11 protein-coding genes are annotated in these 12,240 nt (G+C 65.7%); 5 read left to right on the plus strand and 6 right to left on the minus strand.

Going from position 1 to position 12,240, the window contains the following annotated elements; all coding sequences use genetic code 11:
- Positions 1–229 precede the first annotated feature (229 nt).
- The 3 genes from J2X53_RS16660 to J2X53_RS16670 are packed head-to-tail and all read left to right on the plus strand — an operon-like array spanning position 230 to position 3,611.
- On the plus strand, positions 230–1,258 hold the full coding sequence (locus tag J2X53_RS16660) for a substrate-binding domain-containing protein (protein ID WP_349038730.1): 1,029 nt from the start codon (positions 230–232) through the stop codon (positions 1,256–1,258).
- 31 nt (positions 1,259–1,289) lie between these two features.
- Positions 1,290–2,618: a GH1 family beta-glucosidase gene (locus J2X53_RS16665; RefSeq protein WP_349038624.1), complete on the plus strand. Its 1,329-nt coding sequence runs from the start codon at positions 1,290–1,292 to the stop codon at positions 2,616–2,618.
- An 18-nt stretch (positions 2,619–2,636) separates the two neighbouring features.
- Positions 2,637–3,611, plus strand: coding sequence for an ROK family protein (locus J2X53_RS16670; protein WP_349038625.1), 975 nt, complete (start codon positions 2,637–2,639; stop codon positions 3,609–3,611).
- A 118-nt stretch (positions 3,612–3,729) separates the two neighbouring features.
- On the opposite strand, the gene J2X53_RS16675 is transcribed toward J2X53_RS16670, so the two are convergent.
- Both J2X53_RS16675 and J2X53_RS16680 read right to left on the minus strand, forming a co-directional pair.
- Positions 3,730–4,389 (minus strand): alpha/beta fold hydrolase, encoded by a 660-nt coding sequence (locus J2X53_RS16675; protein ID WP_349038626.1) that lies wholly within the window; start codon positions 4,387–4,389, stop codon positions 3,730–3,732.
- Entirely contained in the window at positions 4,389–5,018 is a 630-nt protein-coding gene (locus J2X53_RS16680; RefSeq protein ID WP_349038627.1) for a DNA-3-methyladenine glycosylase 2 family protein, read from the minus strand. The genes J2X53_RS16675 and J2X53_RS16680 overlap by 1 nt, the downstream gene beginning before the upstream one ends.
- Positions 5,019–5,118: 100 nt before the next feature.
- On the opposite strand from J2X53_RS16680, the gene J2X53_RS16685 reads away from it, so the two are divergent.
- The gene (locus J2X53_RS16685) at positions 5,119–6,324 is read left to right on the plus strand and encodes an MFS transporter (protein WP_349038731.1); all 1,206 of its coding nucleotides are present in this window, start codon (positions 5,119–5,121) and stop codon (positions 6,322–6,324) included.
- Between the two features lie 70 nt (positions 6,325–6,394).
- On the opposite strand, the gene J2X53_RS16690 is transcribed toward J2X53_RS16685, so the two are convergent.
- The 4 genes from J2X53_RS16690 to cysS all read right to left on the minus strand — a co-directional run bounded on the left by J2X53_RS16690 (position 6,395) and on the right by cysS (position 11,117).
- Positions 6,395–7,159 carry a squalene/phytoene synthase family protein gene (locus tag J2X53_RS16690; protein ID WP_349038628.1) on the minus strand — a complete coding sequence of 255 codons (765 nt, stop codon included), beginning with the start codon at positions 7,157–7,159 and terminating at the stop codon, positions 6,395–6,397.
- Positions 7,156–7,860 (minus strand): class I SAM-dependent methyltransferase, encoded by a 705-nt coding sequence (locus J2X53_RS16695; protein ID WP_349038629.1) that lies wholly within the window; start codon positions 7,858–7,860, stop codon positions 7,156–7,158. The genes J2X53_RS16690 and J2X53_RS16695 overlap by 4 nt, the downstream gene beginning before the upstream one ends.
- Positions 7,857–9,491, minus strand: coding sequence for a citramalate synthase (gene cimA / locus J2X53_RS16700; protein ID WP_349038630.1), 1,635 nt, complete (start codon positions 9,489–9,491; stop codon positions 7,857–7,859). The genes J2X53_RS16695 and cimA overlap by 4 nt, the downstream gene beginning before the upstream one ends.
- Before the next feature lie 111 nt (positions 9,492–9,602).
- On the minus strand, positions 9,603–11,117 hold the full coding sequence (gene cysS / locus J2X53_RS16705) for a cysteine--tRNA ligase (RefSeq protein WP_349038631.1): 1,515 nt from the start codon (positions 11,115–11,117) through the stop codon (positions 9,603–9,605).
- A 261-nt stretch (positions 11,118–11,378) separates the two neighbouring features.
- On the opposite strand from cysS, the gene J2X53_RS16710 reads away from it, so the two are divergent.
- A complete protein-coding gene (locus tag J2X53_RS16710) occupies positions 11,379–12,230 on the plus strand; it encodes a TPM domain-containing protein (RefSeq protein WP_349038632.1) in 852 nt (283 codons plus the stop codon).
- Positions 12,231–12,240: the final 10 nt, after the last annotated feature.

The raw sequence follows: 12,240 nt of genomic DNA on the forward strand, positions 1-12,240 counted from the left end.
AATGAGAATCGCCTTCAAACCGCTTTGGATGGCGCACTTTTGCCGATGCCCCGGCATGTGTCAATCCAAAGCGCCTGCAACACTGGCAAACCGCCGTTTTTGCAGGCGCAGCATTGATCTGTAACGATTACGCCCTGCGCGCTTTATCTTTGACCTCTTGGCGCGGGATGGCTAAGGTCGGCCCCGATTGAAACCGTTTTGGGCGCAGCCGCGCGATGAATCCCCCGCCATGAACCTCAAGGAACTCGCCTCACGTCTGGGCCTGTCGCCCACAACCGTCAGCCGCGCGCTGAACGGCTACCCCGAGGTGAACGAGGCCACCCGCGAACGGGTCATGGCCGCCGCCAAACGCCACAATTACCACCCCAACACCCGCGCCATCCGCCTCGCGACCGGACGCGCCATGGCCATCGGTCACGTGATCCCCATTGCCACCCGGCACGAAATCGTCAACCCGGTGTTTGCCGACTTCATCGCCGGCGCGGGCGAAACCTACAGCCGCAACGATTACGACATGGTGCTGTCGGTGGTGCCGGATGATCAGGAAGAAACCGCCTATCGCAGCCTGAAATCCAAGGGCAATGTCGATGGCGTCATCGTCCACGCGCCCAAGATGAACGACCCGCGCATCGCGCTGTTGCACGACATCGGCCTGCCGTTTGTGGTGCATGGCCGCGCCACCGGCACCACGCTGCCCTATAGCTGGCTCGATGTGAACAACCGCCGCGCCTTTCAGCGCGCCGCCGAATTCCTGCTCGATCTGGGCCACACCCGTATCGCGCTGGTCAACGGGCTGGAGTTCATGGATTTTGCGATCCGCCGCCGCACCGGCTATGAGGGGGCGCTGTCGGCGCGCGGCATCGCCCCCGACCCGGCCCTGATGGCGTCGGACGAGATGACCGAAATCGCCGGCCACCGCGCCGCGCGCCGCATGCTGGCCCTGCCGGGTCGCCCCACCGCCTTTCTGGTGGCGTCGATGATCTCTGGCATGGGGGTGCGCCGCGCGCTCGAAGAGGCGGGGTTGCAGATGGGCCGCGACATCTCGGTGATCATCCATGACGACGACCTGAGCTACATGAAGAACGGCGAGGATGTGCCGATCTTTACCGCCACCCGCTCGTCGGTCCGCGATGCCGGGCGGCTGGCGGCGGAAATGCTGCTCGATCTCATCGCCAATCCCGGCCCGGTTCCACAGCAACGCCTGCTGGAGGCCGAGCTGATCATCGGCCAGTCCACCGGCCCCTGCCTGCGACCCTGATCCCTCAGATCTTACCTGAAAGACCTCTCGCATGTCCTTGTCCCGCTATGATTTTCCGCCCGGATTCCTGTTCGGTGCCGCCACCGCCGCCTATCAGATCGAAGGCGCAGGCTTTGGCGGCTGCGGTCCCTGCCACTGGGACAGCTTCGCCGCCACCCCCGGCAATGTGATCCGGGCCGAAGACGGCTCAAAAGCCTGCGACCATTACCACCAGTGGCCCGCCGACCTCGACCTGCTCCGGGCCGCGAACATGGATGCCTACCGCTTCTCCACCTCCTGGGCGCGGGTGATGCCCGATGGTGTGACGGTGAACCCGGAAGGCCTCGATTTCTACGACCGCCTCGTCGATGGCATGCTGGCGCGCGGCCTCAAACCGTTCCAGACGCTTTACCACTGGGAAATGCCCTCGGCCCTCGCCGATCAGGGCGGCTGGACCAACCGCGACACCTGTGTCCGCTTTGCCGATTTTGCTGAAACGATCACCGAACGCCTCGGCGACCGCGTGGCCAGCATCGCGACCATCAACGAGCCATGGTGCGTCGCCTGGCTGTCGCATTTCATCGGCGCCCACGCCCCCGGCCTGCGCGACATCCGCGCCACCGCCCGCGCCATGCACCACATCCTTCTGGCGCATGGCATGGCGGTAGAGCGTCTGCGCGACATGGGCCAGCACAACCTTGGCATCGTGCTGAACTTCGACTACGCCCAACCCGCGAGCGACTCGCCCGAGGACCAGACCGCCGCCGCCCGCTGGGACGGCATCTTCAACCGCTGGTTCATCGAGGGCATCACAAAGCAGAGCTATCCGCAGATCGTGCTCGACGGCCTCGCCCCCCACATGCCGCAGAACTGGCACGATGACATGCCGCTGATCGGGCAAAAGCTCGACTGGCTGGGCGTCAACTACTACACCCGCCATCTCAACGCACATGACCCCGCCGCGCCCTGGCCGCACCTGCGCGACGCGCAAGGGCCGTTGCCGAAAACCCAGATGGGGTGGGAGATCTATCCCGACGGTCTGCACCATTTCCTCACCCGGCTGGCCCGCGACGACGTCGGCGATCTGCCGCTTTATGTCACCGAAAACGGCATGGCCAATGCCGATCTGGTGCAAAACGGCGCGGTCACCGACCAGATCCGGGAAGAGTTCCTGTTCGCCCACCTCGCCGCCACCAAGCGCGCCATTGCCGATGGCGCCAATGTGCAGGGCTTTTTCTATTGGTCGATTCTGGACAATTACGAATGGGCTGAGGGGTACGAAAAGCGCTTTGGCCTCGTGCATGTCGATTTCGACAGCTTGGCAAGGACCCCAAAATCTTCGTATCACGCGCTCGCCCGGGCCTTGGCCCGCAACGACTGAAGCTCAAGGATGCCGCCCATGATTCTCGCCCTCCTCGCCGACATCGGCGGCACCAACACCCGCGTTGCACTGGCGGATGGCACCCGCGTTTTGCCTGACAGCGTCGCCCGCTTCGCCAATGCCGAGTACAAGGCGCGCGGGCAGGACATCGCCGATATTCTCGGTGATTACCTGAAAGGCTGCGGCCAGACCGTCTCCGGCACCTGTGTCGCCGCTGCCGGGCCGGTGCAGGAGGGCGTGGCCAACATGACCAACCTCGACTGGGTGATCGACGCGGATAAACTGCGTGCCGCCACTGGTGCCACGCGCACCGCCATCCTCAATGATCTGCAGGCGCAGGGCCACGCCCTTGGCCATATTGCCGCCGCCAACCTGCGCCCGGTCACCGACGGCCCCCAAACCCCCGGCACCATGCTGGTGGTCGGCCTCGGCACCGGCGTCAACGCAGCCCCGGTGCATGGCAGCGGTGCCGCGCGCATCGTGCCCCCCTCGGAATGTGGCCATGTCAACATGCCGATCCGCTCCGAGGAAGATCTGGCGCTGATGCGCTTTGTCGAATCCCTGCTCGCCACCCGCAACGAGGTCGCCCATTGCGGCGTCGAAGAGGTGCTCTCGGGCCGCGGCCTGATCAACCTGCACGCCTTCGCCGCCGCGCAGGCACAGCAGCCCGCCGCGACCACCTCGGCACAGGTCTTCGCCGCTCTCGACAACGGCGATCCGGTCGCCACCCACGCGGCCAGCCTTTACACCCGGATTCTGGCGCAAACGCTGGCCGATCTCGCGCTGGTCCACCTGCCTTATGGCGGCATCTACCTGATCGGCGGCATGGCCCGCGCCATGACGCCGCATTTCGCCCGTCTTGGCCTGAGCCGCCACTTCCGCGAACCCCGCCGGGTTGATCTGCTGGAACACGACTTCTCGATCACCGTGGTCGAAGATGATTTCGCCGCCCTCACCGGCTGCGCCGCCTATCTCGCGGCCCAGACCGCCTGAAGAAAGCAGACCGCCTGACCAAACCTGCCGGTTTCATCTTGGCATAAATACTCCCGGGGGGAGTCGCCGCAGGCGACGGGGGGCAGGCAGCCCCCCGATTTTTCGCAGAAAAATCGTTCTAACCCGGCAGCCGCTCGCGCAGAAACTGCAAGGCGACGCGCAGCCCGTCCGGCGCGATTCCGTGTCCGGTGCCCTGCATCACATGGCCAAACACCTCAAACCCCGCAGCCATCAGCGCATTCCCGGCCAGAGACATATCGGCAAAGGGCACCACAGGGTCCTGATCGCCATGGATCAGCAGCACCGGCGGCTGCACCATCGCCTCTGCCGCCAGCAACTCCGGTGCCAGCAACCGGCCCGAGATTGCAATCACCCCCGCCACCGGCAACGGGCGGCGCGGGGCGATGTGCAGGCAGATCATCGCGCCTTGCGAAAACCCGACCAGCACCAGCGCCTCCGGCCCCAGGCCCTCGGCACTCAGCACGCCATCGAGGAACCCGTTCAGATCCTCGGCCGCCCGCAACAGCCCGGCGCGGCTGGCGGCCTCATCCGACCCGTCCAGCCAGGGGATCGAAAACCACTGCCGGCCAAAGCCATTGCCCGCACTAGGCTCCGGCGCGTCGGGGGCATAAAACGCGGTATCCGGCAGATGCGGTGCCAGCGGATCGGCCAGCCCCAGGAGATCGGCGCCGTCAGCCCCATAGCCATGCACAAAGACCACCACGCTTTTCGCCCGGCCATTTGCCACCCCGCGCCGTGCCGATTGCAATTCCCGCATTACCGTATCCCCTCGCGTTGCCGTGCGACCCGGTAATAGGCCCAAAGCACCCGTGCCGCAACCGACCGCCACGGGCTCCACACCTGAGCCATCGCGCGAAACGCCTTTTCCGTGGGCCGCGCCTCCAGCCCATAGAGCAGCCGCGCCGCCTCTTGCAGGGCCAGATCGCCGGGGGCAAACACATCTGCCCGCCCAAGTGCGAACATTGCATAAATCTCGGCCGTCCAGGCCCCGATGCCCGGCACCGCGACCAGCGTGGCAATCACCTGATCATCTGGCAGGCGGCGCAAGCCTTCAAAATCAATCCCCGCGCGCGCAAGCGCCAACCCGTAGCGCGCCTTTTGCCGCGACAGCCCCACCGCGCGCAACGACTCATCGCTGGCCTGCGCCATCACCGCCGGGTCCGTCAGCCCCGCCGCCTGCAGCCGCGCCCAGATCGCATTGGCCGAGGCGACCGAGACCTGTTGCGACACAATTGCCGACAACAGCGCGGCAAAGCCATCTGCCTGCCGCCGCAGCGGCAGCGGCCCGCACAGGGTGACCGCCTGCGCCATCCGCGCATCGCGCGCCGCCAGCCATCGCGCGCCTTCCGACACGCAAGCGTCAGTCTGAATGATCCGTCCCACCATGCCCGCACCCTGCCCCGCCGTCCGCGCACAGGCAACCCGGTCCTTGCGCCAAAAACGCCTCTTGCCCGCCCCAGCCAAACCGCCTACCGCTATGCCCATCATGACTCAGGATGCCCTCGCCAGACGCAACGTGTTTGTCCTTGTCGCGGCGCAGGCCGTGCTGGGCGCGCAGATGCCGATGATCTTCACCATCGCCGGATTGGCGGGGCAAAGCCTTGCCCCCAACGCCTGCTGGGCCACGCTGCCGATCACCCTGACGGTGATCGGCTCGATGCTCACCGCGACGCCGATCTCGGCCTTCATGCAGCGCTATGGCCGCCGCGCAGGCTTTGTCGCGGGTGCCATTGGCGGTGCCATCGGCGCGGCGATTGGTGCCTACGGCCTGATGACCGGCAGTTTCCTGTTGTTCTGCATCGGTGGCCTGTTCACCGGCATCTACATGAGCGCCCAAGGGTTTTACCGCTTCGCCGCCGCCGACACCGCCTCTGAGGCGTTCCGGCCAAAGGCGATTTCCTGGGTGATGGCCGGGGGTCTGTTGTCCGCCGTCCTTGGCCCGCAACTGGTCAAAGCCACGGCCGAGGCCATGGTGGTGCCGTTCCTTGCGACCTATCTCGCGGTGATCGGACTGAACCTGACCGGCATGTTCCTGTTCCTTGGCCTGAAGATCCCGAAACCCAAGCCCCCCGCCGCCGGTGCCCCCATCGGCCGCACGCGAGGGGAATTGATCCGCAACCCCACCATTGCCGTCGCGATGATCTGCGCCACCGTGTCCTATGCGCTGATGAATCTGGTGATGACCTCGTCGCCCCTTGCCGTGGTCGGCTGCGGGTTCGAGACCAATGATGCCGCCGACGTGGTCACCGCGCATGTGCTGGCGATGTATGCCCCCAGCTTCATCACCGGCCACATCATCGCCCGCTTCGGCGTTGAGCGGGTGATCGCGCTTGGCCTGATCATCCTCGCCGGCGCCGGTGCGGTGGCAATGGCAGGGGTGGAGCTGGAGAATTTCTTCGTGGCCCTGATCCTGCTGGGCGTGGGCTGGAATTTCGGCTTCATCGGTGCCACCACCATGCTGACCAGCGCACAGCGCCCCGAAGAGCGCGGGCGGTTGCAGGGGCTGAACGACCTGATCATCTTTGGCGGCGTCTCTGTCGCCAGTTTCTCCTCCGGCGGGCTGATGAACTGCTCGGGCGGCTCGGTTCAGGCCGGCTGGCAGATGGTCAACATGGCGATGCTGCCGTTTCTGGTGGCGGCAGGCGGTGCGCTGATCTGGCTCGCGCTGCGACCGCGCGAGATGCGCAGCTGACGGCGCTTGTGGCCGGTTTGGGGACGCGCGCCGCGCGGGAGTATTTCAGAAAGGTGCAAGCGGCAGAGGGTCAGAAAAGCCCTGTCGTCGCCTGCCACAACAACCGGCCCCGGCGCGCGAAATCTGACAGCTGCAAGCGGCCCTCGCCCACCGCCGCAGGATCACGCGATGCCTGTTTCAGCCACCCCTCCGCCTGCCAGCCCGCCAGCAGCGCCGGACGGATGGCGCGCGGCACCGATGCTGTCGCCTTGCGGGCCGTGTTGAGCCGGATCAGCCCACGCACCGCCAGCTGCGCCACCGCCTGCGGACGCCCATCCAGCAAAGGCACCCGGCCCCGCGCCGCAAGTTCGGGGATCGCGTGCAGATACTGCGCCAGCGCCGCCGCCCAGCCATAAGCGCGCACCGCAGGCTCTGCCGCGGCGGTCGCCCCCAAAGCGCAGGCCGACAGCCACATCAGCCCTGCGCCAGTATCCTCCAGATAGGCATCCATCGCCGCCTGATCCTCGAACGGATCACGGTAAATATCCCAGCGCCGGGCTTCGATCATTTGATCAAGCACCGGGAGCGGCAGGTCCGCCGTCCGGATCAGATCATGCAGGGGCCGTGCCACCTCATGCGCGCGAGGGTGGGGTTCCGCCACCACATCGCGCCACCATTGCAGCCGCATCTCGGCAATCATCGGCTCTTTGCTGACCCAAGGCGCGCGCGCCACCTCCAGATTGAGTGCATAGAGCGGCAACAGCCGCGCCCGCGCGGCCAGCGGCGCTGCCATCACCGCGAGGAACCGGTCAGGATCACCGCGCTGCACCAGCGCGGCACAGGCATCCAGGCTCATTCCGGGCGCACCAGGCTGAGGTAATAGCCGTAATCGCCGCCATGGGCGCGCCACAGCTCGATCTCGGCCTGGGTCGCATCCAGCACCTCGGTCAGCTCGGCATCGGCACCGGGGCGCAGGGCGGCGACCCGGTCCGACAGTGGCCCGTAATAGGCCTCCCACGCCGCAGCCCCCAGCCAGCGCGCGCCCAGAATGCGGTAGCCTGCGCCTTCGATCCGGGCGATATGGCCGGGCAGATCCATCATGCCGGGATAATCGCGGTCCCAGAACGCGCGGGCCGCCGGGGCCGGGCGGCCGGTGCGCCACAGGCAATCGGAAAACGCGACCACGCCGCCGGGGGCCAGATGCGGCCGCCACGCGGCCAAAGCTGCCGTGACACCGGGGCCGTAAGCCGCGCCGGCCGACCAGATCAGATCATAGGCCCCGTCCAGCACCAGCATATCGCCGACCTCCGCCTTTACCTCCGGCTGCTCGGCCCGGATCCGGTCGATGAACGGCGCATGCAGATCAAGGCCCTCCAGCCGCGCCGCCGGGCGCTTGGCGCGCAACAGCGCGAGATCCGCCCCCGGTCCGCAGCCTGCATCCAGAATCCGCGCCCGCACCGGAGTTTGCGCGACATCAAGCGCCCAGGCCAGCGAGTCGGCATCGCCCGGAGCCTCGCGCGGCAGGCCGGAATGCACCGTGAAAAACGCGTCCTTCATTCGGCGGCCTCCCGCACCGGCTGGCCCAGATCGCGGATCAGCTTCCACTGGATCGCATCCAGCAGCGCCTCGAAGGACGCGTCGACAAGGTTTGCGCTGACCCCCACGGTGGACCAGCGCCGCCCCTCCAGATCCTCGGAGTCGATGATCACCCGCGTCACCGCCTCGGTGCCGCCCTGGGTGATCCGCACCTTGAAATCGACCAGCTTCATGCTGTCGATACAGGCCTGATACGGCCCCAGATCTTTCGCGAGGGCTTTGGCCAGCGCATTGACCGGCCCGCGATCGGTTCCGGTCTCATCCATCGACTCGCTGACCGACAGCATCTTGCGGTCGCCGATCTTGACCACGACCACCGCCTCGGACAGGCTCACCATCCGGTCATACTTGTTCTTCCTGCGCTCTACCGTCACCCGGTAGCGCTTGACCTCAAAGAACTCCGGGCATTGCCCCAGCGCGCGCCGCGCCAACAGCTCAAAGCTGGCCTGCGCGCCGTCATAGGCATAGCCCTGATCCTCACGCTCTTTCACCACCTCCAGAATCCGCCCCAGCCGCGCATCCCTGGGGTCCACCACCAGCCCCGCCTGCGCCAGCCGCGCCCGCAGGTTCGACTGCCCGGCCTGATTGCTCATCGGGATCACCCGCTCATTGCCGACCGTTTCCGGTGGCACGTGTTCATAGGTGGCGGGGTCTTTCAGAATGGCCGACGCATGCAGCCCTGCCTTATGGGCAAAGGCGCTCGCCCCCACATAAGGTGCGGCCCGCAGCGGCACCCGGTTCAGAATGTCATCCAGCACCCGGCTGGTCTTCAGGATCCCCGCCACTGCCTCGCGGCTTACCCCGGTCTCATAGCGGCTGACATAGGGCTCTTTCAGCAGCAGCGTCGGGATCAGGCTGACCAGATTGGCATTGCCACAGCGCTCGCCCAAGCCGTTGAGCGTGCCCTGCACCTGCCGCACGCCCGCATCAATCGCCGCCAGCGAACAGGCCACCGCCGTGCCGCAATCGTCATGGCAGTGAATGCCCAGCCGGTCGCCCGGAATGCCGGACGCAATCACCTCCGCCACCACCCGGCCCACCTCGGCCGGCAGGGTGCCGCCGTTGGTGTCACAGAGCACCAGCCAACGCGCGCCCGCCTCATATGCCGCGCGCAGACAGTCCAGCGCATAGACGGGGTTCGCACGGTAGCCGTCAAAGAAATGCTCGGCGTCAAACAGCGCCTCACGCCCGCGTGCCACGACATGCGCGACAGATTCGCCAATGGCCGCCCGGTTCTCGGCCAACGTGCAGCCAAGCGCCGTGGTCACATGAAACTCATGGGTCTTGCCCACAAGGCACACCGCCTTGGTCCCCGCATCCAGCACCAAGGCCAGCACATCATCATTCTCAGCCGAGCGCCCGACCCGCTTGGTCATGCCAAAGGCAGTCATCACCGCCCGCGTCGCAGGCGCATGAGCGAAAAACTCGGAATCGGTCGGATTGGCCCCGGGCCAGCCGCCCTCGATATAATCCACCCCCAACGCATCCAGCGCCTGCGCAATCTGCCGCTTCTCGGCGACCGAGAACTGCACCCCTTGCGTCTGCTGCCCGTCGCGAAGGGTGGTGTCATAGAGATACAACCGCTCACGCATGCTTGTGCCTTTCATCTTGGCCCAAATACTCATCTGCAGGGCCGCCAGAGCCACCGCCGACCAGACAGCACCGCCGCATCCGCCCCTGCCGAATTTTCGCAGAAAATTCGTTCACTTCAGCGCCTCCAGTTTTATGAGGTCAAACTCTGGGCCCGGCACAAGTTCCACCGAGTCCTTGGACATCCGCACCTCGACGCCCGCAGCAATCAGCGCAGATTTGAGCGCATCAAGACCTGCGAAATCCTTCGATGCCATGGCCTCCACGCGGCAGACAGAAAGCTTCCGAGCAAAATCATCCAAAAGCATCGGGGCAGCAGTGCTTTCGACCGCGCCGTTAAAAACCCAAGATCCCATGACTGCAGTGTCTTCCAACAGACCCAAAAGCTGCGCAGAAGCGGCAAAATCATCAATCTCGGTTTGATCAACTTCTGCGCGCTGGCGGCTCCCGATAGACTTTGCAAGGGAATGCAATTCGGCCAATGCGCCCGCAGTGTTCAGATCGTCAGACAGGCTTTCAACCACGCGCACAACGGGTGTTCCGCCAATGCGGGCAGAATTGACCAGATTACGCCACTTCCTCAGTGTCGCCTCCGCCTCCCGCGCCTTCTCCGCCGTCCAGTCCATTGGCTTCCTGTAATGCGTGCTCAGCATCACGAACCGGATCACTTCCCCCGGATAACCCTGTTCCAGCAGATCCCGCACCGTAAAGAAGTTGCCAAGCGATTTGGACATCTTCTTGCCCTCGACCTGCAGCATCTCGTTGTGCAGCCAGTAGCGGGCAAAGCCGTCGCCTCGCTCCGCGCAATCATGGGCGCAGCAGCTTTGCGCGATCTCGTTCTCATGGTGCGGAAACTGCAGGTCCAGCCCGCCGCCATGGATGTCAAACGTATGCGGCTGCGCCAGCGCCTCCGCCGACAACCCCGATCTCACATCCTGCCACAGCAGCTTGTCCGCCATCGCCGAGCATTCGATATGCCAGCCCGGCCGCCCAAAGCCCCAGGGGCTGTCCCAGCCCGGCACGCCCGCGTCGGATGGCTTCCACAGCACGAAATCCATCGGGTCTTCCTTGAACGGCGCCACCTCAACCCGTGCGCCCGCGATCATGTCATCGACCGATCGCCCCGACAGCGCGCCATAGGCCGCATAAGACCGCACCCGGAACAGCACATGGCCATTGGCGGCATACGCATGGCCCTTGGCCACCAGCCCCGCGATCATCGTGATCATCTCGCCGATATACTCGGTCGCGCGCGGCTCATGCGTCGGGCGCAGCGCCCCCAGCGCATCCATATCGGCGTGATACCAGGCGATCGTTTCTTCGGTCCGCTCGCGGATCAACGCTTCCAGCGTGCCGGTGGCCCCGGCCTGTTGCCGCCGCAACGCCTCGGCGTTGATCTTGTCATCAACATCGGTGAAGTTGCGCACATAGGTCACATGATCCGCGCCGTAGACATGCCGCAGCAGCCGGTACAGCACGTCAAACACCAGCACAGGCCGCGCATTGCCCAAGTGTGCCCGGTCATAGACCGTCGGCCCGCAGACATACATCCGCACATGGCCCGCATCCAGAGGCACAAAATCCTCCTTGCGGTGGGTTTTGGAGTTGGTCAGCCTGATCGTCGCCATGTCGCAGATCCCCTATGCGCAACACCATCCCGGCGCGGGGTCTGGCAACGTTCTTCCGGTTCGGGAATGTTGACAAGCACCGCGCGACCAAAGGTCAGCCGGTAATGCAGCAGCAGATGATGCCCATCAGTGTCATGGACCCCGTGTAGCGCCCCGCGCAGAGCGCGCCAAGTCCTTTTTGCGCGCGCCGCTCCAAGACAACCCCCAAGACACCCCGGCGCAAGCCTGCCATACTCCGCCGACCCTGCCACAGGATACCGCATGCGCTTTCTCCTCGCCGTCTTCCTCTTCCTCGCCCCACTGTCGCTCGCGGCACAACCCCTGCCCGAGCCGCTCAGCGACACCATCAGCGATTACGCAAACCTCCTGCCGCCCGAGACCGCCGCCCGCGTCACAGACGCCCTGATCAAGGGTCGCGAAGACACCGGTGTCCATGTCGTGCTCGTCACCATGGACCGTATCGCCGATCACGGAGGAGACGGTCAGCGGATCGAGGATTACGCCAAGCGGCTGTTCAATCAATGGGGCATCGGCGACGCCACCCGCGATGATGGCATCCTGATCCTGATTGCCCGCGACGACCGCGAAATGCGCATCGCCCTTGGCGCGGGGTATGAGGTGATCTGGGACAATGCCGCACAGCGCGTGATCGACCGCGCCTTCCTGCCCGCCTTCCGCACCGATGATTATGCCGGCGGGATCGAGGCCGGGGTCGCCGCCACCTTTGATCTGATCGCCGCCCCTTTTGCGGCTGGGAATTCGCCACCACCCGATCCGGGCCCCAGCTGGCTGGACATCTTGCCTTTCGCGATCTTCGGCCTTTTCGCCACGATGATCGTCGGCATCGCCGCCCGCACCGTGCTGGGCGACGCGCTGGTGCGGATGCGCAGATGCCCGACCTGCGGCAGCCGCAGTCTGAGCCGCCGCCGCGACATCCTCAGCCGCGCCACCACCGCCCACGCGGGCCATGGCATGATGCACACCCGGTGCAGCGCGTGCGGCTGGGACAGGTCAGAGCCTTACAGCATCGCGCAACGATCGAGCGGCAAAGGCTCCTCCGGCGGCTTCGGCGGTGGCTCATCTTCCGGCGGCGGGGCCACGGGCCGCTGGTAACTCAGGCCTG

It is taken from the genome of Pseudotabrizicola sp. 4114, from assembly GCF_031457365.1.
GTDB lineage: Bacteria > Pseudomonadota > Alphaproteobacteria > Rhodobacterales > Rhodobacteraceae > Pseudotabrizicola.

Coding starts and splice junctions, on each gene's coding strand:
- cimA (WP_349038630.1), bottom strand. CDS start 9,491: ATGCGTGAGCGGTTGTATCTCTATGACACCACCCTTCGCGACGGGCAG.
- J2X53_RS16695 (WP_349038629.1), bottom strand. CDS start 7,860: ATGAAGGACGCGTTTTTCACGGTGCATTCCGGCCTGCCGCGCGAGGCT.
- J2X53_RS16680 (WP_349038627.1), bottom strand. CDS start 5,018: ATGGTGGGACGGATCATTCAGACTGACGCTTGCGTGTCGGAAGGCGCG.
- J2X53_RS16660 (WP_349038730.1), top strand. CDS start 230: ATGAACCTCAAGGAACTCGCCTCACGTCTGGGCCTGTCGCCCACAACC.
- J2X53_RS16670 (WP_349038625.1), top strand. CDS start 2,637: ATGATTCTCGCCCTCCTCGCCGACATCGGCGGCACCAACACCCGCGTT.
- J2X53_RS16675 (WP_349038626.1), bottom strand. CDS start 4,389: ATGCGGGAATTGCAATCGGCACGGCGCGGGGTGGCAAATGGCCGGGCG.
- J2X53_RS16690 (WP_349038628.1), bottom strand. CDS start 7,159: ATGAGCCTGGATGCCTGTGCCGCGCTGGTGCAGCGCGGTGATCCTGAC.
- J2X53_RS16665 (WP_349038624.1), top strand. CDS start 1,290: ATGTCCTTGTCCCGCTATGATTTTCCGCCCGGATTCCTGTTCGGTGCC.
- J2X53_RS16685 (WP_349038731.1), top strand. CDS start 5,119: ATGACTCAGGATGCCCTCGCCAGACGCAACGTGTTTGTCCTTGTCGCG.
- cysS (WP_349038631.1), bottom strand. CDS start 11,117: ATGGCGACGATCAGGCTGACCAACTCCAAAACCCACCGCAAGGAGGAT.
- J2X53_RS16710 (WP_349038632.1), top strand. CDS start 11,379: ATGCGCTTTCTCCTCGCCGTCTTCCTCTTCCTCGCCCCACTGTCGCTC.